25 protein-coding genes are annotated in these 25,390 nt (G+C 71.9%); 17 read left to right on the forward strand and 8 right to left on the reverse strand.

From position 1 onward, the window contains the following. Positions 1 to 10: 10 nt before the first annotated feature. Entirely contained in the window at positions 11 to 844 is an 834-nt protein-coding gene (locus AW274_RS16335; protein ID WP_198169248.1) for an SDR family NAD(P)-dependent oxidoreductase, read from the reverse strand. A gap of 192 nt (positions 845 to 1,036) precedes the next feature. On the opposite strand from AW274_RS16335, the gene AW274_RS16340 reads away from it, so the two are divergent. Then, the gene (locus tag AW274_RS16340; RefSeq protein ID WP_062432502.1) at positions 1,037 to 1,825 is read left to right on the forward strand and encodes an IclR family transcriptional regulator; all 789 of its coding nucleotides are present in this window, start codon (positions 1,037 to 1,039) and stop codon (positions 1,823 to 1,825) included. Between the two features lie 3 nt (positions 1,826 to 1,828). Here AW274_RS16340 and AW274_RS16345 read toward each other — a convergent pair whose 3' ends face one another. Next, positions 1,829 to 3,118: a phenylacetate--CoA ligase family protein gene (locus AW274_RS16345; RefSeq protein ID WP_062432504.1), complete on the reverse strand. Its 1,290-nt coding sequence runs from the start codon at positions 3,116 to 3,118 to the stop codon at positions 1,829 to 1,831. A 121-nt stretch (positions 3,119 to 3,239) separates the two neighbouring features. Here AW274_RS16345 and AW274_RS16350 point away from each other — a divergent pair, with 121 nt between their 5' ends. After that, on the forward strand, positions 3,240 to 4,334 hold the full coding sequence (locus AW274_RS16350; RefSeq protein WP_062432507.1) for a zinc-dependent alcohol dehydrogenase: 1,095 nt from the start codon (positions 3,240 to 3,242) through the stop codon (positions 4,332 to 4,334). Between the two features lie 3 nt (positions 4,335 to 4,337). Here the strand turns inward: AW274_RS16350 and AW274_RS16355 are convergent, their stop codons facing one another. From AW274_RS16355 to AW274_RS16365, 3 genes are all read right to left on the reverse strand, one after another. Continuing rightward, complete coding sequence (locus AW274_RS16355; protein WP_157520325.1) at positions 4,338 to 5,249, reverse strand: hypothetical protein; 912 nt, start codon at positions 5,247 to 5,249, stop codon at positions 4,338 to 4,340. Positions 5,250 to 5,289: 40 nt separating this feature from the next. Beyond that, on the reverse strand, positions 5,290 to 6,084 hold the full coding sequence (locus AW274_RS16360) for a methylenetetrahydrofolate reductase (RefSeq protein WP_062432513.1): 795 nt from the start codon (positions 6,082 to 6,084) through the stop codon (positions 5,290 to 5,292). A gap of 108 nt (positions 6,085 to 6,192) precedes the next feature. Continuing rightward, positions 6,193 to 6,468, reverse strand: a complete 276-nt coding sequence (locus tag AW274_RS16365) for a muconolactone Delta-isomerase (protein ID WP_062432516.1) — start codon at positions 6,466 to 6,468, stop codon at positions 6,193 to 6,195. A gap of 88 nt (positions 6,469 to 6,556) precedes the next feature. On the opposite strand from AW274_RS16365, the gene AW274_RS16370 reads away from it, so the two are divergent. From AW274_RS16370 to AW274_RS16410, 9 genes are all read left to right on the forward strand, one after another. Then, positions 6,557 to 8,053 (forward strand): ATP-binding protein, encoded by a 1,497-nt coding sequence (locus tag AW274_RS16370; RefSeq protein ID WP_063813392.1) that lies wholly within the window; start codon positions 6,557 to 6,559, stop codon positions 8,051 to 8,053. Next, complete coding sequence (locus AW274_RS16375; protein WP_062432522.1) at positions 8,050 to 8,712, forward strand: response regulator; 663 nt, start codon at positions 8,050 to 8,052, stop codon at positions 8,710 to 8,712. Before AW274_RS16370 ends, AW274_RS16375 begins: the two co-directional genes overlap by 4 nt. A gap of 76 nt (positions 8,713 to 8,788) precedes the next feature. Beyond that, a complete protein-coding gene (locus AW274_RS16380) occupies positions 8,789 to 9,520 on the forward strand; it encodes a PIG-L deacetylase family protein (protein WP_062432525.1) in 732 nt (243 codons plus the stop codon). Next, on the forward strand, positions 9,517 to 10,215 hold the full coding sequence (locus AW274_RS16385) for a 4-carboxy-4-hydroxy-2-oxoadipate aldolase/oxaloacetate decarboxylase (RefSeq protein ID WP_083974362.1): 699 nt from the start codon (positions 9,517 to 9,519) through the stop codon (positions 10,213 to 10,215). Before AW274_RS16380 ends, AW274_RS16385 begins: the two co-directional genes overlap by 4 nt. Next, positions 10,212 to 11,603, forward strand: coding sequence for a syringate O-demethylase (gene desA / locus AW274_RS16390; protein ID WP_062432528.1), 1,392 nt, complete (start codon positions 10,212 to 10,214; stop codon positions 11,601 to 11,603). Before AW274_RS16385 ends, desA begins: the two co-directional genes overlap by 4 nt. Next, complete coding sequence (locus tag AW274_RS16395) at positions 11,600 to 11,935, forward strand: extradiol ring-cleavage dioxygenase (RefSeq protein WP_062432533.1); 336 nt, start codon at positions 11,600 to 11,602, stop codon at positions 11,933 to 11,935. The genes desA and AW274_RS16395 overlap by 4 nt, the downstream gene beginning before the upstream one ends. 3 nt (positions 11,936 to 11,938) lie before the next feature. Further along, a complete protein-coding gene (locus AW274_RS16400; RefSeq protein ID WP_062432538.1) occupies positions 11,939 to 12,781 on the forward strand; it encodes a class III extradiol dioxygenase family protein in 843 nt (280 codons plus the stop codon). Beyond that, positions 12,778 to 13,485: an alpha/beta fold hydrolase gene (locus tag AW274_RS16405; protein ID WP_062432543.1), complete on the forward strand. Its 708-nt coding sequence runs from the start codon at positions 12,778 to 12,780 to the stop codon at positions 13,483 to 13,485. Before AW274_RS16400 ends, AW274_RS16405 begins: the two co-directional genes overlap by 4 nt. 242 nt (positions 13,486 to 13,727) lie before the next feature. Next, positions 13,728 to 14,693 carry a LacI family DNA-binding transcriptional regulator gene (locus tag AW274_RS16410; RefSeq protein WP_232320145.1) on the forward strand — a complete coding sequence of 322 codons (966 nt, stop codon included), beginning with the start codon at positions 13,728 to 13,730 and terminating at the stop codon, positions 14,691 to 14,693. 12 nt (positions 14,694 to 14,705) lie between these two features. Here the strand turns inward: AW274_RS16410 and AW274_RS16415 are convergent, their stop codons facing one another. Further along, the gene (locus AW274_RS16415) at positions 14,706 to 16,124 is read right to left on the reverse strand and encodes a mannitol dehydrogenase family protein (protein ID WP_062434546.1); all 1,419 of its coding nucleotides are present in this window, start codon (positions 16,122 to 16,124) and stop codon (positions 14,706 to 14,708) included. Next, complete coding sequence (gene uxaC / locus AW274_RS16420; protein ID WP_062432549.1) at positions 16,124 to 17,575, reverse strand: glucuronate isomerase; 1,452 nt, start codon at positions 17,573 to 17,575, stop codon at positions 16,124 to 16,126. The genes AW274_RS16415 and uxaC overlap by 1 nt, the downstream gene beginning before the upstream one ends. Positions 17,576 to 17,777: 202 nt before the next feature. Between uxaC and AW274_RS16425 the strand changes: the two genes are divergently transcribed. The 6 genes from AW274_RS16425 to manD are packed head-to-tail and all read left to right on the forward strand — an operon-like array spanning position 17,778 to position 24,017. Beyond that, positions 17,778 to 18,764 carry a LacI family DNA-binding transcriptional regulator gene (locus tag AW274_RS16425; RefSeq protein WP_062432552.1) on the forward strand — a complete coding sequence of 329 codons (987 nt, stop codon included), beginning with the start codon at positions 17,778 to 17,780 and terminating at the stop codon, positions 18,762 to 18,764. A gap of 31 nt (positions 18,765 to 18,795) precedes the next feature. Continuing rightward, positions 18,796 to 20,007 carry an ABC transporter substrate-binding protein gene (locus tag AW274_RS16430; protein WP_157520328.1) on the forward strand — a complete coding sequence of 404 codons (1,212 nt, stop codon included), beginning with the start codon at positions 18,796 to 18,798 and terminating at the stop codon, positions 20,005 to 20,007. Next, complete coding sequence (locus AW274_RS16435) at positions 20,004 to 21,095, forward strand: ABC transporter ATP-binding protein (RefSeq protein WP_062432558.1); 1,092 nt, start codon at positions 20,004 to 20,006, stop codon at positions 21,093 to 21,095. Before AW274_RS16430 ends, AW274_RS16435 begins: the two co-directional genes overlap by 4 nt. Then, positions 21,092 to 21,973, forward strand: a complete 882-nt coding sequence (locus tag AW274_RS16440; protein WP_062432561.1) for an ABC transporter permease — start codon at positions 21,092 to 21,094, stop codon at positions 21,971 to 21,973. Before AW274_RS16435 ends, AW274_RS16440 begins: the two co-directional genes overlap by 4 nt. Beyond that, positions 21,970 to 22,812: an ABC transporter permease gene (locus AW274_RS16445; RefSeq protein ID WP_083974365.1), complete on the forward strand. Its 843-nt coding sequence runs from the start codon at positions 21,970 to 21,972 to the stop codon at positions 22,810 to 22,812. Before AW274_RS16440 ends, AW274_RS16445 begins: the two co-directional genes overlap by 4 nt. After that, entirely contained in the window at positions 22,809 to 24,017 is a 1,209-nt protein-coding gene (manD, locus tag AW274_RS16450) for a D-mannonate dehydratase ManD (RefSeq protein ID WP_062432564.1), read from the forward strand. The genes AW274_RS16445 and manD overlap by 4 nt, the downstream gene beginning before the upstream one ends. Before the next feature lie 509 nt (positions 24,018 to 24,526). Here the strand turns inward: manD and AW274_RS16460 are convergent. Further along, the gene (locus tag AW274_RS16460; protein ID WP_062432568.1) at positions 24,527 to 24,907 is read right to left on the reverse strand and encodes a nuclear transport factor 2 family protein; all 381 of its coding nucleotides are present in this window, start codon (positions 24,905 to 24,907) and stop codon (positions 24,527 to 24,529) included. Positions 24,908 to 25,390 lie beyond the last annotated feature (483 nt).

Below are 25,390 nucleotides of genomic sequence, written 5' to 3' on the forward strand. Positions count from 1 at the left end.
GCGTCGCTCCTCAGGGCAGGGGGGTGGATGGCGCCGCGACCGGCGTGGCGCCGGAAGGTCCGCCGTCGACGGTGAGGGTGTGTCCGGAGATCCACCGGGCGCGGTCGCTGAGCAGGAAGAGCGCGGCCTGGGCGACGTCCCACGCGGTGCCCTCGGTACGCAGCCCGGTGGCCTCGCGGCGCGGCTCGCGGTGTTCCTCGGGCAGGTTCGCCGCGGCGAACGACCCCCAGATCATGCCGACCCGGACGCAGTTGACCCGGATGCCGCGGGGGCCCAGCGTGGCGGCCGCCCCGTCGGTCAGGTTCTCCAGCCCGGCCTTGGCCACGGAGTAGACCATCCCGGGACCCCGGGCGGCCACGGTGACCGAGGAGATGTTCACGATCGCGCCCCCGCGCGGCAGGAGCGGCACGGTGTGCCGCATGACCTGCCACGCGGAGGTGAGGTTGACCGTCATCAACGCGGCGAACCGGTCGGGCGTCACGTCGAAGACCCCGTCCGGGTCACCGGCCGCGACGTTGTTGACGACCGCGTCGAGCCCGCCCAGCCGCTCCCTCACGGCCGAGACGGCGTCGGCGACCTGCCGGTCGTCGGTGACGTCCGCGAGCACGGCCATGGCCTCGCCGCCGTCGCGGTCGATCAGCTTCACGGTGCGCGCGGCGGCCTCCGGATCACGGTCCAGGACCGCGACGCGCGCGCCGTGCCCGGCGAGCACCCGGGCCACGGCGTACCCCACGCCCGGCAGCGCGCCCTGCTGGCCCGCTCCGGTGACCAGGGCGGCCCGGCCGTCCATCCACCGCGCCCCTGAGCCGGTGAAGGGATCGTTCAGCGGATCGGCGTACGTCAACGGAAGCTCCTTTCCGGGAGGGAGGGCCGGCCTCCCCGCTGAGCCTCAGACGTCCGGCTGAGAACCGACTATGACGATCGGGCGGAGGGCGGTCGAGCCGACTTCCGCTGCGTGGAAGTCCAGGTATTGCGAGCGGGTGTGTTTGGGTAGCCTCGGTCAACAGGCGCGTAACTTAGACGGACAGGTGAGGACATGACCGTCCTGACGTCGGCGCAGCGGGTGCTCGCCATCCTGGGGGTCTTCGACACCGAGAACCTGGCGTTGTCCCTCAGCGAGATCAGCCGCCGGACCGGTTTCACGCTCAGCACCACCCACCGGCTGGTGAACGAACTGCGCTGCTGGGGCGCGCTGTCCCGGCACGCCGACGGCAAGTACACCATCGGCCTGCGCATCCTCGAACTGGGCACCCTCGCGCCCCAGGGCGGCCAGCTCCGCGAGACCGCGCTGCCGTTCCTGCACGACCTCCAGCACGCCACCCACGCCAACATCCACCTCGGGGTGCCCGAGGGCCACGACGTCATCTACGTCGAGTCGCTGCGGGCGCGCGACACCGTGCCGGTGCCGAGCCGCCTGGGCGGACGCTGGCCCATGCACGCCACCGGGACCGGCCTGGTGCTGCTCGCACACTCCAGCCAGGAGTTCCAGGAGGAGGTGCTGGCGTCCGAACTGTGCGCGTACACCGTCAACACGCTCACCGATCCCGACGCGCTGCGGCACTTCCTCGCCGAGGTGCGCAAGTCGGGCGTGGCGATCGTGGAGAGCCAGCTCACCTACGACGTGATGGCGGTCGCGGTGCCGATCCGCGGGGCCCGTGACCGGGTCGTGGCCGCGGTCGGCATCACGCTGCCCAGCGGTTCGGCCTCGCCGCACTCCCTCGTGCCGGCGCTGACCACGACCGCCCGCGGCATCTCCCGGGCGCTGGGCGCGCCCTCGGCCGCGCACTTCGCGGCCCGCGAGGCCAGGCGCGCGCCGAACCGGTGAGCCTCAGCCGCCGATGCGGGTCAGGCGGGATTTCATCTCGGTACGCTCCAGCGAGCCCGGCGGCACCAGTTCGACCGAGGCCCGCACGCTCAGCCGCGCCCGGATCAGCTCCTCGATCTCCCGGCGCAGCACGTCGGGGTCGCCGGACGCCTCACCGAGCTCGGCCTCGACCCTGAGCGGCGGCTCCACCCTCGGCCCGGGACCGGGCAGCACGATCTGCACCACGCCGCTGGTGCGCGGATGCAACGTCTGCACGATGTCGCGGATCGCGGTCGGGAACACGTTCACGCCGAGCACGATCAGCATGTCGTCGGTCCGCCCCACGCACCGGATCAGCGGCGCGCCGTCGGCGGCCCGGCCGGTCACCAGCACCCGGTCGCGGGTGCGGAAACGCACCAGCGGGCAGCATTCACGGTCGACCGACGTGTAGACCAGCTCCCCGGACGCCCCCGGCTCGGGGTCGACGGGCTCGCCGCTGTCGGGGTCGATCAGCTCGACCACGACGTGCCGCCCGCCGGTGAAGCGCATGCCGCCCGCGCCGGGCGGCTCGGCGAACAGCACCGGCGCCATGTCGGCGTTGCCGAGCCCCTCGGTGACGCGCGCCCCCCACTCCCGCTCGATGTGCCGCTGGAACGCCGGCTCCCCGCCGCCCGGCTCGCCGCCCACGAACACCTTCCGCACGCCGAACCCGCGCGGGTCGCGCCCCTGCTCGCGCAGGTGCTCGCCCAGGTAGCGGATGTAGGACGGGGTCGCGTGCAGGGCGGTGACGCCGAGGGTCTCCAGGGCGAGCACGGCCCGCTGCGTGGCGCCGGTGCCGATGGGGACCAGCGTGCAGCCGATGCGTTCCAGCGCGTCGCGGATCGGCAGGCCGCCCACGAACAACGTCAGCCCCGCGCCGTGCAGCACGACGTCCTCGCGCCGGGCGCCCATCGTGACGAAGGCCCGCGCCGTCATCTCCGTCCACGCCTGGGAGTCACGCCTGGTCACGCCGACCCAGCTCGGGCGTCCGGTGGTGCCGGTGGAGGCGTGCACCCGGATCACCTCGACCATGTCGACACCCGCGTGGCGGCCCAGCGGCGGCGCCTCCGCCTGCGAGTCGCGCAGCGTCCGCTTGTCGGTGAACGGCAGTTTGCGCAGGTCGTCCAGGCTCACCAGCGTCGCGGGGTCGACTCCGTGCGCGGCGAACAGGTCGGCGTAGAACGGCGAGCGCCGGGGCAGCCCCGCCAGGTGCGCGCGGAGCGTCGCGGTGACGGCGTCCCGGTCCTCGTCCGCGACGAAGCCAGTTGTGGTCACGTGGGGGTCCTTCCAGGGAGGTGCACCCATGATGCCCAGCGGCCGCCGCGGCCCGCGATACGACTTTCGCGTCGTGGAAGCCGCGTCGACTTCCCTTCCGGGGCTGCTCAGGCTGGCGGGTATGGCAGACACAGTGCGCGCGGCCGTCCAGGCCGCCCCCGGCGTCATCGAGGTCCGCGAGTTCCCCCGGCCGGTCGTCGGGCCCGACGACGGCCTGCTGCGGGTGGAGGCCAACGGCGTCTGCGGCAGCGACGTCGAGATCTACCGGGGCCATCTGCGCCCGATGGGGCAGGAGGGCGGCGGGCCGGTGCCGTTCGTGGCCGGGCACGAGGCGATGGGCGTCGTCGAGGAGATCGGCGACCGCGCCGCCGGACGCTGGGGCGTCAGGGCCGGCGACCGGGTGGCCGTGGAGATCATCGTGCCGTGCCACGCCTGCCGGAGGTGCCTGGCCGGCCATTACCAGTCGTGCCCGAACCGCAGGTACAACCACGGCGCCACCGGGATCGACGTCGCGCCGTCGCTCTGGGGCGGCCTGGCCGAGTACATGTACCTGTCACCCGGCACGATCGTGCACCCGATCGACCCCGGGCTCCCGGCCGAGGTCGCCGCCCTGTTCAACCCGATGGGCGCGGGCGTGCGCTGGGCCTGCCACCTGGGCCGGGTGAGCCTGGGGGACACGGTCCTGGTCTTGGGCGCGGGCCAGCGCGGCCTGTGCTCGGTCATCGCCGCCCGCGCGGCCGGAGCGGGCCGCGTCATCGTCACCGGCCTGGCCGCCGACGCCCGCAAACTCGCCCTGGCCCGGGAGTTCGGCGCCGACCACACGATCGTCGCCGACGAGGAGGACACCGTCGCACGGGTGCGCGAGCTCACCGGCGGGGACCTGGCCGACGTCGTACTGGAACTGACCCCGATGGCGGCCGAGCCGGTCACCGACGCGCTGCTGTCGGCCCGGCACGGCGGCCGGGTGGTGCTGGCCGGCCTCAAGGGCGACCGCGAGATCCCGCTCCGCACCGACGTCATCGTCAACCGCGCGCTCACCGTGGTCGGCGCTTACGGCGTCGACCACCGCGCCTACCGCGAGGCCATCGCCCTCATCGAGTCCCGCCGGTTCGCACTGGAGAAGCTCCACACGCACTCGTTCGGGCTGGAGGAGACGGTGAAGGCCATCGAGACGCTGGCCGGCGGGACGGCGATCCACGTCTCGGTGCACCCGTGAACCTCAGCCCTGCCAGGCCCGCTCGGCGTAGAGCACCCTGGCGGCCTCCATCGGTTCGGCTCCCCGCAGGTCGTACCAGTCGCCGTCGCGCCGCAGCACGGTCACCAGGGCGGTGACGAAGATCCGTCGGTTGACCACGTCGTGGGCGAGGACCTGGCGGTAGGCCGCCATCGCGCCCAGCGGCCCGTCGCCGTCGGCGTCGACCCACTGCCACACCCGGCAGGTGGTGCCCGGTTCGGCGTCCAGAGCGGGGGTGAACAGGTGGTTCCGCGAGCCGGTGGTGTGGGCCCGCTCGGGATTGAGCTCTTCGGCGATCCGGTGCCCGTCGGGCGAGGCCGGAACCACCTGCGGCAGCGGGTGGGGCCGCATCGCCGGCCATTCGGCGGCCTCCGAGACCGGGACGGGGAACGGCACCGGACCGGGGCCGGGATCGTCGATGCCGCTGCCGTCGGAGGTGTACGGCGCGGGGCGCAGATGCCGTCGCGGATCGTAGGCGTCGCGCACGGGCCAGAAGCGCAGCAGCCACTTCTCGCGACCGGTCCGCGACAGCAGGAGGTGCGCGTCCTTGGTGTAGACCTCCACCCGGTACTCGAACAGCGGCGGACCGATCAGGAACAGCGCCTCCTCCGCGCCGACCGGGTCGGGGAGCCGCACGATTCCGGTCTCCGTCTCCAGCGTCGCCGTGCCCACCTGCTGCCAGGAGGGGTCGGCGGTGCCGGGTTCGGCGTTCCACGCCTCCAGCCGGACCGACGGCAGATGGTCGTCGTCGGAGCTGTGCACCCGCAGATGCCCGGCGCGCGCCTCGACCCGGCCGTGCCCCTCGCCGCCCGCCTCCCACTCCTCGCCGAAGACGAGCTCGAACCTCCGGTCGTAGACGTGCACCTCGGCGTCGAGGCTGCGCACCGCTCGCGCCACGTCGTCCCTCCAGCTGGTGAAGATCCAATGTGGCGCGAAGCTACCGTCCGGCTCCGACAGAATCGGGCTCCGGCAGTGAGCGGCGCCAGGCTTCGGTCTTCGCCAGTTCGTTGAACGTGAACAGGTGGAACCCGGCGATCAGGCCGCCGACGTGTGGTGCGAGCTGGGCGATCAGCCGGTTCGGGCGGTAGCCGGGCAGCAGGAGACGCCACGCCAGGTTCTGCTGTTTCCGCAGGAACCGGGCCGACCGGCCCAGGCCCAGCCCGGCCGAGATCCGGATCAGCTTCTGCCGCGTCACCGCCCCGGGCAGGCCCACGACGACCGGCAGGTGCACGTCCCGCGCCCACGCCAACGTCGTCCGGGCGTCGAAGCACATCTGGGTGATCACGTGTGTCGCGTGCGGGGTCTTCAGCGCCAAGGCGCGGTCGATCAGTTCCCGATCGATCGTCCCGTGGCCTTCCGGGTAGCCGCCTATCCCGACGCGACGGAAGTGGTGTCCCGTCTCCGCCAGCGCCTCCAGCAGGGAGAGCGCGTCAGGGAACCGGCCGGCGGGTTCGGGGGCGTCGCCGCCGATGACGAAGACGCCGTCGACGCCGCCGTCCTTCAGGCGGGCCACGATGTCGGTCAATTCCTGTTCGTCGCGGACCAGGCGGGCCGCCAGGTGCGGGGAGACGGTGTAGCCGCTGCCCGTCAGCCGCACCGCCAGGTCGAGCGTGGGGCCGAGTCCCTTGGCCTCGGTCGCGGTCACCGTCAACGGCACCGCCGGGGGGACGTGCGTGAGGACCGACTCCTCCGCGTCCCGGAACGGGAGGATCTCGTAGCTGATGGCGTACATGGGAACCTTCCTGACGGAACGGCGGTTCCCTGCCGACGTTAGGGAGCGTGGCCGCGCCGGGAACGGCGCGGATGACGGCACTCGCGTGCGACAAGTGACGTAGGCGCTCTACGCCTCCTGCGGGTGTGTGGCCAGCGGTTCCACCGTCACGTCCATCCACGGCCACTGCGGCAGCGAGGCCAGGGCGTCGTGCAGGGCGGTGGCGTCGGGGGCCTCCCACAGGCCGATCACGGCGCGTCGTCCGGGCACCCGCCACAGGCGTTTCAGGGCGCCCTCCTCGCGCAGTTCCAGGGCGCGGGCCCGTTCGGCCTGCTTCAGCCGGGTACGTTCGGCCTCGTCCATGCCGTCGGGGAGCCGGGTCTCGAAGCGCACCAGGAATTCCATGCGGTCGACGCTAGACCGGCGGCGGAGCCGGCGTATGGGACAAATGACGTAGTGCCTGCCCCGGCGAAGCGCGGCATCATTGGGCGGTGTGGACGGCAGACCGGTTTTCGACGCGACCACGCTGCTGGAGCGCGTCCCCGACGGCGTCGCGGTCATCGACGAGCGGGGCCGGTTCGTCCAGGCCAACCCGGCCGCCCGCACGCTCTGCGGCATCGCCGACCTGGTCGGGGCCGAGTCCCCCTTCCCCGCCGGGACGGACGACGGCGTGGTCGGATGGGGGGCGGGGCGCGAGTTCGCGTACCAGATGAGAGAACTGACCGGCCGGGAACGGCTGGTCGTCTTCCGCGACGTCACCGAGAGCCGCAGGCACCAGCGGCGGCTGGCGGCCATCGCCAGCGCCGCCGGACGGGTCGGCGGCGACCCCTCGCTGCGCAGCACCCTCGACGCGCTGGCCCGGGAGGTGCTGGAGGCCGACGCGCTGGCCAGCGTGCAGATCATGACGGTCAACGCGGCGGGCGCGCGGTTCCAGGTCATGGGCAGCGCCGGCTTCGCCTACGCCGCCAACTTCTTCGACCTGCTGCTCGACTGCGCCGAGGCCGGGGCCGAGTTACGCATGATCGACGCCTTCACCTCGCGGCTGCCGGTCGTGGTGCCCGGCAGGTACGCGGCCGTGATGGCCGACCCGGCCTGGGAGCCGCTGCGCGAGCACATGCGCCAGCCCGAATGGGACTGGTTCGCCAGCGTGCCGCTGCTGGTGCGCGGAGAACCGGTCGGCATCCTCAACGCCTTCTACGCCCCCGGCCAGGAGATCAACGGCACCGCCCTGGACTTCCTGCTGGCGATGGCCGACCAGGCGGCGATGGCGGTGCACTACGCCGCGATGCTGGAGCGCGAACGCGAGGTGGCCCGCCGGGAGGAACGCCAGCGGCTGGCCCGCGACCTGCACGACTCCGTGGTGCAGCACGTGTTCTCGATGGGCATGCAGGCCGAGTCGCTCGGCATGACGTCGGGGCGCGGGCCCACGGTCGACTCCGGCTACGTGGTGCGGGTGGCGGGGGAGCTCGGGCAGATCTCCAAGGCGGTGCTCACCGACCTGCGCGTCATGGTGACCGACCTGCATCCGACCCCGTCGGCCGACCAGGGGCTGGCGGCGGCGCTGTTCCTGCTGGCCGAGTCGACGATGGGGCGTACCGGGCTGGAGGTCGCCGTCACCGTCGACGACCCTCGCCACGACCTCGACGACCTGGCGGCCGAGCTGCGCGAGGACGCCTACCGGGTGATCGCCGAGGCGCTGCACAACAGCGTCAAGCACTCCCGGGGCGGCCGGGTGACGATCACCGTCGGCCTGTCTGGGCGCGGCACCCGCAGGCTGCTGGTCTGCGAGGTCGCCGACGACGGACGCGGCCTGGACGCCGCGGCCGAGGGGGAGGGCGGCTTCGGCATGACCACCATGCGCGAACGCGCCGCCCGCTGGTCGGGACGGCTCACCATCGGCTCGGAACCCGGCGGGGGCACCTCCGTCCGGCTCGAACTCCCCCTCCCGGCCTCGCTGCCGGCCGAGATACCAGCGCTGAGGATCACATGAGCGAGACCATCGGGGTGCTGGTGGTCGACGACCACGCGGTCGTGCGCCGGGGAGTGGTCGCCTACCTGGAGGCCCTCGACAACGTCGAGGTCGCGGGGGAGGCCGCCAACGGGCGCGAGGCCCTCGACCTCCTGGAGTCGCTGAAGGTGCGCGGCCGGCCGCTGCCCGGGGTCGCGCTGATGGACCTGATGATGCCGAAGATGGACGGCGCCGAGGCCACCGCCGAGATCGCCCGGCGCTTCCCCGAGGTGCGCGTCGTCATCCTCACCAGCTTCGGCGAGGTCGAACGCGTCCAGGCCGCCCTGGAGAACGGCGCGGCCGGCTACCTCCTCAAGGACGCCGGGCCCTCCGAGGTGGCCGCCGCCATCTACGCCGCCGCCAACGACGACGTCTTCCTCGACACCGCCGTGGCGCGGCGGCTGGCCCAGAAGATGCGCTCCCCGCAGTCGGGTGTGGCCGCGCTGACCAGCCGCGAACGCGACGTGCTCGTGCTGGTCGCCAAGGGGCGTTCCAACCGGGAGATCGCCGCCGAGCTGGTGATCAGCGAGCGCACCGCGCGCACCCACGTCAGCAACCTGCTGGGCAAACTCGGGCTGCGCTCGCGCACCCAGGCGGTCCTGGTGGCGATGCGCGAGGGACTGGTCGCCCCGCCGAGCTGAGCTACGTCATTGGACGTAGCCGGGCCCCGTCATTAGGGCGATCCCCGTCCGGCCCGGTCTGAGTAACGTCCGTGACATGAGCGAAACGCGGGCGTCGCGCTCCATCGTCGCCGTCACCGCCCACTCGGGCGACTTCGTCTGGAGGGCCGGCGGCGCGCTGGCGTTGTCGGCCGCGCGCGGCGACGCGGTGAAGGTGATCTGCCTCAGCTTCGGCGAACGCGGCGAGTCGCAGGGCCTGTGGGCGCGGCCCGGCATGGAGCTGGAGACGGTCAAGCGGGTGCGCCGCGAGGAGGCCGAGGCCGCCGCCGCGGCCCTCGGCGTCGCGGTCGACTTCTACGACCTGGGCGACTATCCGCTGGAGGTGCCGCGCGAGGCGCGCGAGCGCATCGTCGCCGACCTGCGGGCGGCCCGGCCCGACGTGCTGCTCACCCACGTCGCCGACGACCCGTACAACCGCGACCACAACGTCGCCCACGAGACCACGCTGACCACCCGGATGATCGCGCAGGCCATGGGGCACGATCCGGCGACCACGCCCATCGGCGCGAGCCAGGTGCTCATGTTCGAGCCGCACCAGCCGGAGATGTGCGGCTTCCAGCCCAATCTGCTGCTGGACGTCACCCCGGTCTTCGACCGCAAGCGCAAGGCGATGGAGGCCATGTCCGCCCAGGGGCACCTCGTCGACTACTACACCGAGCTGGGCAGACGGCGCGGCGTGCAGGCCCGCCGCAACGGCGCCGCCGCCGACGTCGTCCACGCCGAGGCCTACCAGCGCGTCTTCCCCGTGGTCGGCGGTGAGCTGGTGTGAACCGGCACGTCATCGTCCGCACGAAGGCGCGCCCGGACGCCGCGGCCGTCAAGGTGCTCGCCGGGGCCGGAGTGGCCACCGTGCACGAGGCCATGGGCCGCCGGGGGCTGCTCGACCCGGTGCTGCGCCCGGTCTATCCCGGTACGCGCATCGCCGGCCGGGCCGTCACCGTGCTCAGCCACCCGGGCGACAACCTGATGATCCACGCCGCGGTCGAGCAGTGCGGCGAGGGCGACGTCCTGGCCGTGGCCACCACCTCGCTCTCCCACGACGGCATGTTCGGCGAGCTGCTCGCCACGTCGCTCCAGGCCAGGGGGGTGGTCGGCCTGGTCATCGACGCGGGCGTGCGCGACGTCACCGAACTGACGGCGATGGCCTTCCCCGCCTGGGCGCGCGCCATCAGCGCGCAGGGCACCGTCAAGGCCACCGCCGGCTCGGTGAACGTGCCCGTCGTGCTCGGCGGCGCCTACATCCGCGCCGGGGACGTGATCGTGGCCGACGACGACGGCGTGCTGGTCGTGCCCCGCGAGGACGCGCCGGCCGTCGCCGAAGCCGCCGCCACCCGCATGGCGGGCGAGGAGGGCAGACGCTCCCGATTCCGTGAGGGCGTGCTCGGTCTGGATTTGTACGGCCTGCGCGCCGACCTCGACCGTCTCGGGGTGCGCTACATCGACGCTGAAGGAGACCCGCAGTGAGCAGCCTGGAAGACGTCCTGAACGATGCCGGGACCGGCGTCGCCGACCATCTCCGCAACCTGCCGACCGGGCCCAACGCCTACCCGGGCGTACCGCCGGAGTTCACCAACTGGCGGGAGGAGCAGTGGGCCTGGCAGCACACGTGCGTGCTGTTCAACCAGTCGTTCCACATGGCGGAGCTGCTGGTGGAGGGCCCGGACGCGCTGAAGCTGCTGTCGCGCCTCGGGGTGAACAGCTTCGCGCGTTTCCCCGTGGACACCGCCAAGCAGTTCGTGCCGTGCACCCCCGACGGCTACGTCATCGGCGACGTCATCCTGTTCCACCTGGCCGAGAACACCTTCAACCTGGTCGGCCGCATCCCCGCGCTCAACTGGGTGACCTTCCACGCCGAGACCGGCGGCTTCGACGTCACGGTCACCCTCGACGAACGCTCGGCGGCCCGGCCCGACCCGTTCGACCGGGTGCACTACCGCTACCAGATCCAGGGCCCCCACGCCGCCCAGGTGATCGAGAAGGCCACCGGGGCGCCCGCGCCCGAACTGAAGTTCTTCCACATGACGTCCATGACCATCGCCGGCCGCCGGGTGCGCGCGCTGCGGCACGGTATGGCCGGTCAGCCCGGCTACGAGCTGTGGGGCCCGTGGGCGGAGGGCGAGGCCGTGCACGCGGCGCTGGTCGAGGCCGGCGCCGAATACGGCATGCGGCTGGTCGGCGGCCGGACCTACAGCTCCAACACCCTCGAATCGGGCTGGATCCCCTCGCCCCTCCCGGCCATCTACACCGGCGAGGCGCTCAAGAGCTACCGCCAGTGGTTGCCCGCCACGAGCTACGAGGCCAACGCCAGCATCGGCGGCAGCTTCGTCTCCGCCGACGTCGAGGACTACTACCTCACCCCGTGGGACCTCGGCTACGGCCACATCGTCAAGTTCGACCACGACTTCGTCGGCCGCGAGGCCCTGGAGAAGCTGGCCGAACAGGAGCACCGCGTCAAGGTCACCCTGGCGCTCGACACGGCGGCCTTCCTGCGCGCCATGGCCACCCAGCTGGAGCACGGCGACCCGGCCAAGTGGTTCGAGTTCCCCTCGGCGGTGTACGCCATGCACCCGTACGACCAGGTGCTCGTCGACGGCGAACCGGCCGGCCTGTCGACCTGGATCGGCTACTCGTGGAACGAGCGCACCATGCTCACCCTGGCCATGGTCGACCCCGCGCACGCCGCGCCCGGCACCGAGGTCACCCTCGTCTGGGGCGAGCCCGGCGGCGGCAGCCGCAAGCTCACCGTCGAGCCGCACGCCCAGATCGAGGTGACCGGCGTGGTCAGCCCGGTGCCGTACTCGGAGGTCGCCCGCCGGGCCTACGCCGACGGCGGCTGGCGGCGGGCCGGATGACCGAGATCCCGGAGACCCCCATCCTCGACCGCGCCCACCAGCTGCGCGGCTACCGGATGAACAAGATGGCCATGGGCCTGAGCCGCCCCGAGGGCCGGGCGGCCTTCCTCGCCGACGAACGCGCCTACCTCGACCGCTTCGACCTCACCGAGGAGGAGATCACGGCCGTCATGTCCCGCGACTGGCGCACCATGATCGGCCTGGGCGGCAACCTGTTCCTCATCCTCAAGATCTCCGCCGTCGACCCGGTGCGCATCACCGAGATCGGCGCCCACCAGGTCGGCATGGACCACGAGTCGTTCCTGCGGGACCGGCTCGGGAAGAAGGAGTAGACGTTGGCCACGATCGTCGGCGGCCTGGGCACCTCACACGTCCCCTCGATCGGCGCCGCGCTGGACAAGGGCCTGCGCGACACCCCCGAGTGGAAGCCCTTCTTCGACGGCTACCTGCCGGCCCGGGAGTGGGTGCGCGAGCAGCGCCCCGACGTCGCGGTCGTCGTCTTCAACGACCACTTCAACGCCCTGTTCCTGGACCGGGTGCCCACCTTCGCGGTCGGCTGCGCGGCCGAGTACCACCCCGTCGACGAGGGCTGGGGCCCGCGCGCCATCCCGCCGTTCGCCGGCGCGGCCGACTTCTCCTGGCACCTGGTCGACCACCTCGTGGAGAACAGGTTCGACCCGGAGATCATCCAGGAGATCCGGGTCGACCACGGCCTCCAGGTGCCGATGGAGCTCTTCTGGGGCCGCCCGGCCGACGCCTGGCCGGTCAAGGTCGTGCCGATCTTCGTGAACGTGCTCCAGTACCCGATCCCGCTCCCGATCCGCCTGTACGAGCTCGGCCAGGCCCTCGGCCGCGCCATCGAGAGCTACGACGGCGACGAGAGGTTCGTCGTCCTGGGCACCGGCGGCCTGTCGCACCAGCTCCAGGGCAGCCGGGCCGGCTTCCTCAACCCGGCCGCCGACCGCCGGTTCCTGGTCGACATCGCCGAGAACCCGGCCGAGCTGGCGAGCTGGAGCCGCCAGAAGTACGTCGAGACCTTCGGCGGCGAAGGAGCGGAGGTCATCATGTGGCTCGTCATGCGGGGCGCGCTCACCCCCGAGGTCGTCGTCCGGCACCGGCACTACTTCTCCCCGGCGTCGATGACCGGCGCGGGCATGATCGTGCTGGAGAACGCGTGACCGTCTTCGTACTCGTCCACGGCGCCTGGCACGGCGGCTGGGTCTGGCAGCGGGTCGCCCCGCTGCTGCGCGCCGCCGGGCACGAGACGCACACCCCCACCCTGACCGGCGTCAGCGACCGCGCCCACCTGCTGACCCCCTCGGTCGGCCTGTCCACCCACGTCGACGACGTCGTCGCCCTGATCGAGGCCTACGACCTCCGTGAGGTCGTCCTCGTCGGCCACAGCTACGCCGGCCAGGTCGTCACCGGCGTGGCCGACCGCGTCGCCGACCGGCTCGCCCGCCGCGTGCACCTCGACGCGTTCGTCGGCCGCGACGGCGAGGCGGCCATCGACCTGCTGCCCGCCACGATCGCCCACCACTACCGCGAGTCGGTGGCCGGCCCCGGATTCGGCTGGCTCATCCCGGTCCGCAGCCTGAGCGTGCTCGGCGTGACCGAGGAGAGCGACGTCGGCTGGCTCACCCCCCGCCTCACGCCGCACCCGTGGCTGACCTACACCGAGCCGCTGCGCCTGACCGGAAAAGGCGACCAGGTGCCCGCGACGTTCATCGAGTGCGTCGGCTGGATGCGCGTCTTCACCCCCCAGGCCGAACGGGCCGCCACGCTGGGCTGGCCGGTGTTCGAACTGCAGACCGGTCACGAGGCGATGGTCACCGCGCCCGCGGACCTGGCCGAACTCCTCCTCCGCGTCGCCGCCGCCTGAACCGGCGGCGACCGGCCCCCCGCGCCGCACGGCGGCGCGGTGCGGGGGGCCGCGCTCGTGCAACCGTTTCCCGGAGGCCGGGGGCGCTTCAGCGATCTTCCCAACTGGGTGGACGCGAACGGACGCCGTCTCCGGCTGATCGTCGTTGACAAGATTCTGAAACCGATTCCTGACTGAGGTGCGGGCGGATCGGCCGCGTCCGCGTATGGCAGGATCGGCTCGTGGTCGTGACAATCAAGGACGTGGCGAGGCTGGCAGGCGTCTCGGTCTCGTCGGTCTCCCGGACCCTGGCCTCGCCCGAGAGCGTGCGGCCCGGGACCCGGGAGCGGGTGCTGCGGGCCGCCGCGGAGGTCGGATACTCGCCCAACGCTGCGGCGAGGGCGCTGACCACCGGGCGGACGTACAACGTCGGTCTCGTCGTCCCCGACCTGGCCAATCCCTTCTTCCCGACCGTCGTCAAGGCGATCCAGTCCCGGGCCCGGGAGTTCGACTACTCCGTCCTGCTCGTCGACACCGACGAAGACCCCAGCGCCGAGGTCGAGCTGATCCGCAAGCTGGTCAAGCAGGTCGACGGGTTCCTGCTGTGCGGTCCGCGGGCCGCCGACGAAGACCTGCGCTCGTTCATCGGCGAGACGCCCGTCGTCACGGTGAACCGGCGGGTCGGGCCGATCCCGTCGGTGATCTGCGATCACACCGACGGCGTGCGCCAGGCGGTGGGGCATCTGGCGGCGCTGGGGCACCGCGCCATCGCCTACGTCGGCGGGCCGCGCGCCTCGGCGGTCAACCGGGAGCGGGCGCGGGGGTTGCGTTCGATGTGCACGTCGATGGGCATCGAGCTGGTCGACCTCGGGAACGCGGCGCCCAATTTCGACGGTGGCGCGGCCGCCGCCGACCTGGTGCTGGCCGCGCCCGTCACCGCGGTCCTCGCCTACAACGACCTCCAGGCGCTCGGGCTGGTGAGCCGGTTCAAGGAGCGCGGGGCGTCCGTGCCGGAGCAGATCAGCGTCGTCGGGTTCGACGACATTCCGCTCGCCGGCCAGGTCAGCCCGCGCCTGACCACCATCGCCCAGCGCGGCGACCTGCTCGGCCGGGCCGCGGTCGACCTGCTGCTCGACCTGCTCCAGGACCGCGTGGGAGCGGGCGGCCCGCGCCGGGTCATGCCGACACAGCTGATCGTGCGGGGGTCGACCGGACCGGCGGCCGCCTGACGGGCCCGGTCGTCACAGTCCCGCCAGGGTCGCCGCCGCGCCGTGGCGGGTGAGGTCGGCGAACGCGGCGACGATCAGCTCGCGGAGCCGGGTGTCGTGGGCGAAGGCGGCCGGGAAGACGGCCCGCAGGCCGAGCAGGGCCTCCACGACGCCGGCGGGGCCCGGCCGGGCATCGGCGAGCGCGGCCCTGATCCGGCCGGCGAGCGGGTCGTCGAGCGGCAGGGGCCGGCCGTCGTCGGCCGTGCCCTGGACGAAACGCATCCACGCGGCGACCACCAGCGCCGCCCTCGGGGTGGGCCTGCCCTGTGCCCGGCGGTCGAGCACGGTCCGCACGATGCGCGGGGGCAGCTTCTGGCTGCCGTCGGTGGCGACCTGCAGGGTCCGGTGGCGGATCGCGGGGTTGCCGAACCGGTCGAGCACGCTCTGACCGTACGCGGCCGGGTCGACGCCCGCCGGGGGAGTGAGCGTGGGCAGGATCTCCTCGGCGAGCAGGAGTTCGGCGAACTCCCGGGCCCCCGGAAGGGCCAGGGTCTCGGCGATCGTGGCGCGGCCGGCGAGCGCGCCGAGATAGGCCAGCGAGGAGTGCAGGCCGTTGAGGGTGCGGAGTTTGAGCTGGTCGTAGGGGCCGGTGTCGTCGGTGAGCACCGCGCCGGCGTGCTCCCAGGCCGGGCGGCCGTGCGGGAAGGCGTCCTCGACGATCCATTGCCGGTACGGCTCCGTCTGCACGGCGGCCAGATCGTGCACCCCGAGCCGGGCCCGCACCAGATCGAGCGTGCCCGGGGTGACGGCCGGGACGATCCGGTCGACCGTCGTACTGGGAAAGGCGACGTTGCCGGCGATCCACTCCTGTTCTCTGGTGCCGGCGGCGCGGACGGCCTGGCTGACCAGGTCGCGGAGCCGGCCGCCGTTGCCGGGCAGGTTGTCGCAGCTGACGACGGCCAGCGGCCCGGCGTCGGCGCGGGCCCGCGCGAGCAGGCCGCGCGCGAGCAATCCGGTGATCACGCCGGGTTCGCCGGCCGCGACGTACGCCTTCTCCGTCAACGTCAACGTCACCACCCGGATGCGCGGATCGGCGAGCAGCGCGACGACGGCCCCGGGGTCGCCGGCGGCGTACAGGACGCCGGTGAGCGCCGCCACCACCCGCACGTCGGTGTGGTGCGCGGCCGTGGACGCCACCGCGAACATCAGATCCTGAGCCCGCAGCGCGTCGAAGACCGCGCGGGAACGGGGCGCGACGGCGACGATCCCCCAGTCGCCGCCCGCCGAGGCCATCGCCTCCTCGGTGTAGACGGCCTGGTGCGCCCGGAAGAAGGCGCCGAGCCCGAGGTGGACGACGCCGGGACCCGCCGCGCCCGGCTCGATCAGCGGCCGGCATTCGGCGGGCAGCCCGGCGAGGGCGCTTCGCCGGAGCAGCGCCCCCGGCCCCGTCATCACCACGGCAGCACCGCGGCCGGCGACCGGTCGAGCCGGAAGACCCGTTTGGGCAACCGGTAGGCCAGGTCGACGATGGTCTCCGCGGCCTCGTCCATCGGCAGGCGGTGCTCGGCCACCAGCCGGGCGAGGTAGCCGGCGTCGATCCGGCGGGCCACCTCGTGGCGGACCGGGATGGAGCAGAACGCGCGGGTGTCGTCGACGAAGCCGGCGGTGTTGTAGAAGCCGGCGATCTCGGTGACGGTCTCGCGGAAGCGGCGCAGCACGTCGGGCGAGTCGAGGAACCACCACGGCGCGCCGAGGTACATCGCCGCGTAGCCGCCCGCCATCGGGGCGAGCTCGCGGGTGAAGGTGTCCTCGTCGAGGGTGTAGACCACCAGGCGCAGCCGAGGGTCGTTGCCGTGCGCCGACAGCAGCGGGGCCAGACCGTGGACGTAGTCGGTCGCCTGCGGGATGTCGCCGCCCACGTCACGGCCGTAGGAGGCGTGCAGCCACCGGTTGTGGTCGCGCACGGCGCCCGGGTGCAGCTGCATCACCAGGCCGTCGTCGATGGACATCCGGGCCGACTCGACGAGCATGTGGGCGCGGAACGCCTCGGCGCCGGCGGGGTCGATCCGGCCGCGCAGCGCCGCCGTGAACAGCGCCTCGGCCTCGCTCTCGTCGAGCACGAGGGTCCGGGCGGTCGGGTGGCCGTGGTCGGCGGACGTGGCGCCCGCGGCGATGAACGCCTCCCGGCGGCCGCGCAGCGCGGCGAGATAGCCCCGATAGGCGCCGGTGTCCTCCCCGGTCAGCTCGCCGAGCTGGGCCACGTTGCCGGCCCAGTTCTCGAACTCGGGGTCGACCACGTCGTCGGGCCGGAACGTGGTGATGACCCGGCCGCCCGGACCGCCCCAGCCGTCGGCGGCGAGCCGGGCGTGCCGGCTCAGGTCGTCCAGCGGCGATTCGGTGGTGGCCAGCACCTCGATGTTGAAGCGGTCGAACAGCGCCCTCGGGCGGAACGCGGGTTCGGCCAGCCGGGCGGCGATCTGGTCGTACACCTCGTCGGCGGTGGCCGGGCCGAGCGTGGTATGCACGTCGAAGACGTCCTGGAGCACCCGTTCGCTCCACAACCGGGTCGGCGTGCCCCGGAACAGGTGCCAGTGTTCGGCGACCAGCCGCCAGATCTCCCGTCCGTCGGTCTGCGCCGGGCCGGCGTCGGGCGCCCCCGGGCGCGGGGCCACCCCCAGCAGCGACGGCGCCACCCCCTGGCTCAGCAACATCCGGGTCAGGTAGTGGTCGGGCACGACCAGGAGCTGCGCCGGATCGGGGAAGGGCAGGTCGTCGGCCAGCAACGACGGGTCGACGTGTCCGTGCGGGGAGATGATCGGCTGGTCGTGGGCGAGCGCGTACAACTCCTGGGCGATGGCCCTGAGGTACGGATCGGGCGCGAACAGCAGATGGGGGGAGGCCACGGAACTCCTTCGGCACGACCGGGGATTTTCACACTGAGCCAACCGTTTCCAGTTTGTCAATGCGGCATGCGGCGCTGTTCACAGGGGCGTTTCCGAGGTCCGGCGGTGACGTGGACGTCATCTATTGACAATGTTCCGGAAACGGTTCCAGACTGACCGCACGGTTACCGGGTCCGCGTCGAGAGATCGGGAGGGCCCCGTCGTGACGGTGACGATCAAGGACGTGGCCCGGCTGGCGGGCGTGTCCCCGTCCTCTGTCTGCCGCGCGCTGGCCGATCCCGGCCAGGTGCGGCCGGGCACTCGTGAGCGGGTGCTGGCCGCCGCGCGGGAGCTGGCGTACTCCCCGAACCGCGCCGCCCGCAGCCTGAGCACGGGCCGCACCGGCAACATCGGCGTCGTCCTGCCCGACATGGCCAACCCCGTCTTCCCGGGCATCGTCAAGGCGGTCCAGACCCAGGCCCGCAAGGCCGACCACGCCGTGTTCCTCAGCGACGTCGAGGAGGACCCGGCGCTGGAGGTGCACATGATCCGGACGCTGGCCAAGCAGGTCGACGGTTTCCTGCTCTGCTCGCCCCGGTCATCCGACGGGCATCTGCGGTCGTTCGCCGATCAGACCCCCATCGTCGTGCTCAACCGCCGCGTCGGCCGGGTCCCCTCGGTCACGGCCGACAACGCCGACGGGATGCTCCAGGCGGTGACGCACCTGCACGCGCTCGGGCACCGCCGGCTGGCCTACGTGGCCGGGCCGCGCACCTCGTGGTCCAACCGCGAGAGGACCCGGAGCCTGCGCCAGGCGGCCGCCTCCTTCGGCATCGAACTGGTCGAAACGGGCCACGTGCCGCCCGAGCTGGAAGGAGGCGTCGCGATCGCCGACGTCGTGGTGGCGTCGGGGGCCACCGCGGCGGTCACGTACAACGACCTGATCGCGCTCGGCATGCTGAACCGGCTCCACGCGCGCGGGATCGGCGTGCCCGGTGAGATGAGCGTGGTCGGCTTCGACGGCATCCTCATGTCCGGGCTGGTGAGTCCCGCCCTGACCACCGTCGCCGTGCCCATGGAGCAGCTCGGGCGGGTCGGCGTCGACCTGCTGCTGGAACTCCTGGCCGGCCGGCGCACCGGCTCCATCCGCCGGGTTCTCCCCACCCGGTTGCTGGTCCGGGCCTCCACCGGGCCCGCACCGCACCGCTGAACCCACGCACCCCCCCATGGAGAGCAGAGTCATGCGTACGTACAGACACCCGTTACTCGCGGTGGCAGCCGCCGCGGCCCTGCTGACCGCCGCGTGCGGAGCGCCCGGCCGCGGCGCCGGACCGGCCCCGACCGGCGGTCCCGTACCGGAGAAGCCGTCCTCACCGGTGACCCTCAACATCCTCGACGTCGCCGGCAACCTCCAGCTCACCCAGGGGATGATCGAGGAGTTCGCGGCGAAGAACACCGACGTCGTCTCCCGGGTGACCTTCACCAAGGCCACCTCTCCCGAGCTGGTCGGCAAGATCAAGGCGCAGCAGGCCGCCGATCGCGTCGACATCGACCTGGTCCTGACCGGCGTCGACGGCCTGGCCGCCGGCATCGAGCAGGGGTTGTGGACGCCGCTGCTGCCGGCCCACGCCGACCGGCTGAGCGGCATGGGCGGCTACCTGCCCGGCGCGGCGGCGATGCAGAACCTCGCCGGCGACCACGGCGTGACCGTCACCTACTACCCGTCGGGACCGCTGATCGAATACCTGCCGGCGAACGTGCCCAACCCGCCGACCGACGCCCAGGAACTGCTCGACTACGCCAAGGCCAACCCCGGCGCCGTCCAGTACGCCCGCCCGTCGAACTCCGGGCCCGGCCGCACGTTCCTGATGGGCCTGCCCTACCTGCTCGGCGACGAGGATCCGAAGGACCCGGTCGACGGGTGGGACAAGACCTGGGCCTACCTGAAGGAACTGAACAAGCACATCACCCTCTACCCGTCGACCACCAGCGAGACGATGAAGAACCTGGCCAACGGCTCGGCCAAGATCATCATTTCGACCACCGGCTGGGACATCAACCCGCGGGTGCTCGGCACGGTGCCCAAGGAAGCGAAGATCGGCACCCTCGACGGCTTCCACTGGGTCACCGACGCCCACTACGCCGTGGTGCCCAAGGGCGTGCCGGCCGACCGGCAGGCCGCCGTGCTCGCCCTGGTGAAGTGGATGCTCACCCCAGAACAGCAGGCCAAGGCCTACGACAAGGGCTACTTCTACCCCGGGCCCGCGATCAAGGACGTACCGCTGTCGATGGCGCCGGCCGAGAGCCGCCAGGCGATCGAGGAGTTCGGGCGGCCGGAGTACGACCAGCTGATCGCCGGCAACCCCCTGGAGGTGCCGCTGGGATCCAAGGAGCTCGTCGCCGCGTTCGACCGCTGGGACCGCGAGGTCGGTGGGGCCAAGGTGAGGAGATGACGACGGGCAGCCGGTTCGACCGGCTGCGCCTCGACGGGGTGTCGCGCCGCTTCGGCGGCGCCGACGCCCTGGCCGGCCTCGACCTCACGATCGAGCGGGGCGAGTTCATCACCCTGCTCGGCCCCTCCGGCTGCGGCAAGTCGACCGCCCTGAACTGCCTGGCCGGGCTGCTGCCGCTGACCCGGGGCAGCATCTGGCGCGACGAGACCCGCCTCGACACCCTGCCGCCCGAACAGCGCGGCTTCGGCATGGTGTTCCAGAACTACGCGCTGTTCCCGCACATGTCCGTACGGAAGAACATCGCGTTCGGGCTCCAGATGCGCAAGGTCGCGCGGGCCGAGGTACGCCGCCGCACCGACGAGGCGATCCGGCTGGTACACCTGGAGTCCCACGCCGACAAGCTCCCCGGTCAGCTCTCCGGCGGACAGCAGCAGCGGGTGGCGATCGCCCGCGCGGTGGTCGTCGAGCCGTCGCTGGTGCTCATGGACGAGCCGCTGTCCAACCTCGACGCCAAACTGCGGCTGGAGATGCGTACCGAGATCCGCCGGCTGCACCAGTCGCTCGGCCTCACCACCGTGTACGTCACGCACGACCAGGAAGAGGCGCTGTCCATGTCCGACCGCCTGGTCGTGCTGCGCGCGGGGCGGGTCCAGCAGATCGGCACCCCCGAACAGGTGCACACCCGGCCGGCGAACCGGCACATCGCCGACTTCATGGGCTTCCGCAACCTGCTGCCGGTCCGGGTGGGCGAAATGGCGGGCGCGGGCGTCATCGTCGACGGGGGAGGGCTCCACCTCACCGGCAGCCCGGTCGGCGAGCCGCGTCCGGGCGAACCGGCGGTCGCCGCCATCAGGCCCGAGGACATCCGGATCGCCGCTCACCCCGGTGAGGGCGTCGAGGTGACCGTGGAGGTCGTGGAGTATCAGGGACGGGAGGTGAGCGCGGAGGTCCGGACCGGCGACGGGACCCTGCTGCACCTGCGCACCGCCCGGCGGCTGGCGCCCAAGGACCGGATCGAGGTCGTGCTCGATCCCGGCCGCCTGCTCGTCTTCCCGGCCGGCCCCGACGAGCAGGGGAGCGAACCGTGACCCCCGTCGCGCTCCGGCACCGGCTGGCCGAACGGGGGATCGACGCGCGGCTCCTGCTGCTCGGCCCGGCGGCCCTGTTCGTCGCCGCCCTGTTCATCTACCCCTTCTGCTATGGCATCGCGGTGTCGTTGCAGCCCGCCGAGGGCGGTCCGTTCGCCGCCTACCAGTCGTTCTTCGCCGACGCCTACCAGCGCGACACCATCGCCACCACCCTGTGGATCGCCCTGCCGGCCGCGCTGCTCAACGTGCTGGCCTCGGTCCCGATCGCCTACCGGATGCGCGGCCGGTTCCGCGGGAAACGGGTCCTGACCACCGTCCTGGTCGTCCCGATCACCTTGGGCACGGTGCTGACCGCCGAGGGGCTGCTGAACTTCCTCGGCCCGACCGGCTGGTTCAACCGCGTCCTGCTCGGCCTGGGCCTGGTCGACGCTCCGGTGAGCCTGACCCACAACTACTGGGGCGTGTTCCTCTCCCTGGTCATCACCGGGTTCCCGTTCGCGTTCCTGCTCGTGCTGTCCTACCTGTCCGGCATCGACCCCAGCCTGGAGAAGGCCGGCGCGGTGCTGGGCGCGGGCTGGGCGCAGCGCTTCTTCCGGATCACGCTGCCGCTGCTCGCGCCGGGGCTGGCCACCACGTTCTGCCTGACGTTCGTGCTGGCCTTCAGCGTGTTCCCGTCGGCGATCCTCGTCGGCGACCCGTCGGGAACCACCCGGGTGATCTCCATCGCCGCGTACGAGGCGGCCTACGTGCGCTACGACTACGCCGGCGGGGCCGCCGCGGCGATCGTCATGGGCCTGGTCGAACTCGTCGTCATCGGCCTGGTGCTCGGGCTGCGCGGCCTCCTCTACACCGGCTCGACCTCGGGAGGAAAAGGGTGACGCGCCCGCCGCGACGGATCGTCGCCACCCCCGCCGCCTGGGCGGTGTGGGGCGCCGTGACCCTGTTCTTCGTCGGCGTCGCCGGCGTCATCGGCTCGGTCCTGGTCAACTCCTTCGGCACCCGCTGGTTCGACACCTGGTTGCCGGAGGGCTACACCACCGACTGGTACGGGCAGGCGTGGGAGGAGTTCACCCTTCTCCCGGTCCTCGGCGTCACACTCATGGTGTGTCTCCTCGTCACCGGGATCTCCGTGCTGGTCGGCGTGCCCGCCTCGTACGTGCTGGCCCGCCGGTCCTTCTACGGCCGCCGCGCCGTCTACCTGATGTTCCTGCTGCCGATCCTGATGCCGCCGATCACCTACGGCATCCCGCTGGCCACCGTCCTGTACGAGTACGGCTTCGCCGGCCACCTGTCGGGCGTCGTGCTGGCCAACCTGGTGCCGTCGATCCCGTTCGTCATCCTCACCATGACCCCGTTCATCGAGCAGATCGATCCGGCGGTCGAACGCGCCGCCCGCGTGTGCGGCGCCCGCACCCGCCAGGTGTTCCTCCGGATCCTGGCGCCGCTGCTCATCCCCGGGATCCTCGCCTCGTCGATCCTGGTGGTCGTGCGCACCGTCGGCATGTTCGAACTGACCTTCCTCACCGCGGGGCCCGACTCGCAGACGCTCGTCGTGGCGCTGTTCTACTCCATGTCCGCCTCGGGCATCCGCGCCCAGCAGTCGGTTGACGCGATGGCCGTCATCTACACCGCGATGATGCTGGTCCTGCTGGTCGTCGCGCTCCGCTTCGTCAACCCCACCCAGCTCGTCGCCCGCGTCAAGGAGGATCCCGAGTGAAGATCGAGGACGCTCGTGTGATCGTCACCAGCCCCGGCCGCAACTTCGTCACCCTCAAGATCGTCACCGACGAGGGGGTGACCGGCGTCGGCGACGCCACCCTCAACGGCCGCGAACTCGCCGTCGCGAGCTACCTGACCGACCACGTCGTCCCCGCCCTCCTCGGACGCGACCCCAGCCGCATCGAGGACACCTGGCAGTACCTGTACAAAGGGGCGTACTGGCGGCGCGGCCCGGTCACCATGACCGCCATCGCCGCCGTCGACACCGCCCTGTGGGACATCAAGGGCAAGGTGGCCGGCCTGCCGGTCTACCAGCTGCTCGGCGGCCGGTCGCGCGAGGGCGTCACCGTCTACGGCCACGCCAGCGCCCCCGACACCGAATCGGTCCTCGCCGAGGTCGCCCGGTACGTCGACCTCGGCTACAAGGCCGTCAGGGTGCAGACCGGCGTACCGGGACTCCAGACCACCTACGGCGTCGGCCGAGGCCGGATGTTCTACGAACCGGCCGACGCGGCGGTCCCCAGCGAGGCGACCTGGTCGACCGAGCGCTACCTCGCCCACACCCCGCAGGTGTTCGCCCGGGTCAGAGACGAGTTCGGGCCCGACCTGCGGCTGCTGCACGACGTCCACCACCGGCTGACCCCCATCGAGGCCGCCCGGCTCGGCCGCGACCTCGAACCCTGCCGTCTGACCTGGATGGAGGACCCCGTCCCGGCCGAGCTGCAGGAGGGCTTCCGGCTCATCCGGAAGCACACCACCACCCCCATCGCGGTGGGGGAGGTGTTCAACACCATCTGGGACTGCCGGCAGCTGATCACCGAACAGCTCATCGACTACATCCGCACCACCGTCGTGCACGCGGGCGGCATCACCCATCTCCGCCGCATCTTCGACCTGGCGGCGCTCCACCACGTGCGCAGCGGCTCCCACGGCGCCACCGACCTGTCACCCGTGTGCATGGCCGCCGCCCTCCACCTGGACGTCAGCATCCCCAACTTCGGCCTGCAGGAGTACATGCGCCACACCGAGGAGACCGACCAGGTGTTCCCGCACTCCTACCGCTTCGAGGACGGGTACCTGCTCCCTTCGGAGAGCCCCGGTCTCGGGGTCGACGTCGACGAGACGCTGGCGGCGCGATATCCGTACAAGCCCGCCTCGCTGCCCGTCAACCGGCTGGAGGACGGCACCATGCACAGCTGGTGAACCGGTCACGACGCAGTCGACCGGCATCGGCCTGCCGTTCGGGAACGAGCCGCCGACGGCGACGCCGAGCAGCAGGAAGTAGCCGTGGTGCGCGGTCACGTGCGTATTCCCTGGTGGGCGGGCGCCGCTTGTCTCGCGGCGGTCAACAGGTCCTGGACGAAACGCGAGAGCGCTCTTTTCGAGATGGATGCCATCGGCGGTGAGATGCGCCTCGGGCGGCGCTTCGAGGCTCCCCGGGGGGCAGGGATGCACAGCATTGGCTGAGGCGTGGATGCCGTGCCCCGACCCAGCTTCGCCGCGCAAGCCGCCCTATTGGGGGGCGGCCGTTCCATCCGTTGACGGCGTGGATGCCGGACGAGTCGGATCGCTTCCAGGACGCGGCCCTCGGCGCCGAGGTCGTGCCCCGACCCGGGTCCACCGCGTAAGCCGGCCGTTCCATCCGTTGGGCGTGACCGCTGTGTCGACGGGATGTTCGTAGCGCGCTGCGATGCCGGGAACGGCGACGGCGGTCAGGCGCCCGGGGCGATCGCGCAGGCGGAGACGCAGAACCAGACGCCTTCACGCTTCTGGTACACGTCCGTGTACAGAGCTTCCTGATCCGCTCCATCGGCGATCATGGTGTACGTCGCGGTGCCGTGGATCAACGCGACATCGCCGAGGATGCGGATCCTGGCTTCGCGCAGAGCCAGATCCCTGAAGGGCCGGGGCTTGGCGATGTATTCGAGGTACTCCTCGCGGTTGCGGGTGACACCCGGTGTCTGCACGATGAAATCCTCGGCGAGGAACTCATCGAAGCGCTTGGCGTCGCTGGCCTGGTCCGAATGGATGTAGTCGAGGTTGAGTTGCTCGAGGATCGCCAGGTCTTCGGCCGACTGCTTGGTCTCGTTCATTTCTGGCTCCTTCTTCACGCGGATGCACGCCCACCACCGCTGGGTTGTCGTTTCCGCGCGGTGTTGTGTGGCGTCGGCGTGAGTGATTGTTGAGCTGATCCGTCGCCCTGCCTTACTCCAGGATCGACGCAACCGATTCCACGGTTGGTGGCTCCTGCGTGCCCCGTTCGCGAGTTCCTGCAGGCGGACCGACATAGGTTCAACGCCTTGATGACGGGACTATTTAGTCCAGATTATGACATCGCGGCAGCGTTGCCAAGTGTGCGCTTGGACTCGGCCGCCCGGCCTGGGACCTGCCTCGACCAGGGCTGACCTGTGGCGATTCGGCAGTTCTAGATCACCGTTTTCCGTGGCCGCCAACCATCCTCTGGCAGCGTCTTGGACACTCGCACCCTGCCAACGATGTCACTCGCACCTTGCTCGCAATCTCAGTGACACCTTGCTCATGATCTCAGTGACACCTCGCTCACAATGTCAGTGGCC

This window comes from Herbidospora daliensis (assembly GCF_001570585.1).
GTDB classification, from domain to species: domain Bacteria; phylum Actinomycetota; class Actinomycetes; order Streptosporangiales; family Streptosporangiaceae; genus Herbidospora; species Herbidospora daliensis.

What these genes read in the sequence shown, in the direction of transcription:
- AW274_RS16340 (WP_062432502.1), top strand. Translation starts at nt 1,037, where the DNA reads ATGACCGTCCTGACGTCGGCGCAGCGGGTGCTCGCCATCCTGGGGGTC.
- AW274_RS16350 (WP_062432507.1), top strand. Translation starts at nt 3,240, where the DNA reads ATGGCAGACACAGTGCGCGCGGCCGTCCAGGCCGCCCCCGGCGTCATC.
- AW274_RS16360 (WP_062432513.1), bottom strand. Translation starts at nt 6,084, where the DNA reads ATGTACGCCATCAGCTACGAGATCCTCCCGTTCCGGGACGCGGAGGAG.
- AW274_RS16365 (WP_062432516.1), bottom strand. Translation starts at nt 6,468, where the DNA reads ATGGAATTCCTGGTGCGCTTCGAGACCCGGCTCCCCGACGGCATGGAC.
- AW274_RS16375 (WP_062432522.1), top strand. Translation starts at nt 8,050, where the DNA reads ATGAGCGAGACCATCGGGGTGCTGGTGGTCGACGACCACGCGGTCGTG.
- AW274_RS16380 (WP_062432525.1), top strand. Translation starts at nt 8,789, where the DNA reads ATGAGCGAAACGCGGGCGTCGCGCTCCATCGTCGCCGTCACCGCCCAC.
- AW274_RS16395 (WP_062432533.1), top strand. Translation starts at nt 11,600, where the DNA reads ATGACCGAGATCCCGGAGACCCCCATCCTCGACCGCGCCCACCAGCTG.
- AW274_RS16415 (WP_062434546.1), bottom strand. Translation starts at nt 16,124, where the DNA reads ATGACGGGGCCGGGGGCGCTGCTCCGGCGAAGCGCCCTCGCCGGGCTG.
- AW274_RS16430 (WP_157520328.1), top strand. Translation starts at nt 18,796, where the DNA reads ATGCGTACGTACAGACACCCGTTACTCGCGGTGGCAGCCGCCGCGGCC.
- AW274_RS16435 (WP_062432558.1), top strand. Translation starts at nt 20,004, where the DNA reads ATGACGACGGGCAGCCGGTTCGACCGGCTGCGCCTCGACGGGGTGTCG.
- AW274_RS16460 (WP_062432568.1), bottom strand. Translation starts at nt 24,907, where the DNA reads ATGAACGAGACCAAGCAGTCGGCCGAAGACCTGGCGATCCTCGAGCAA.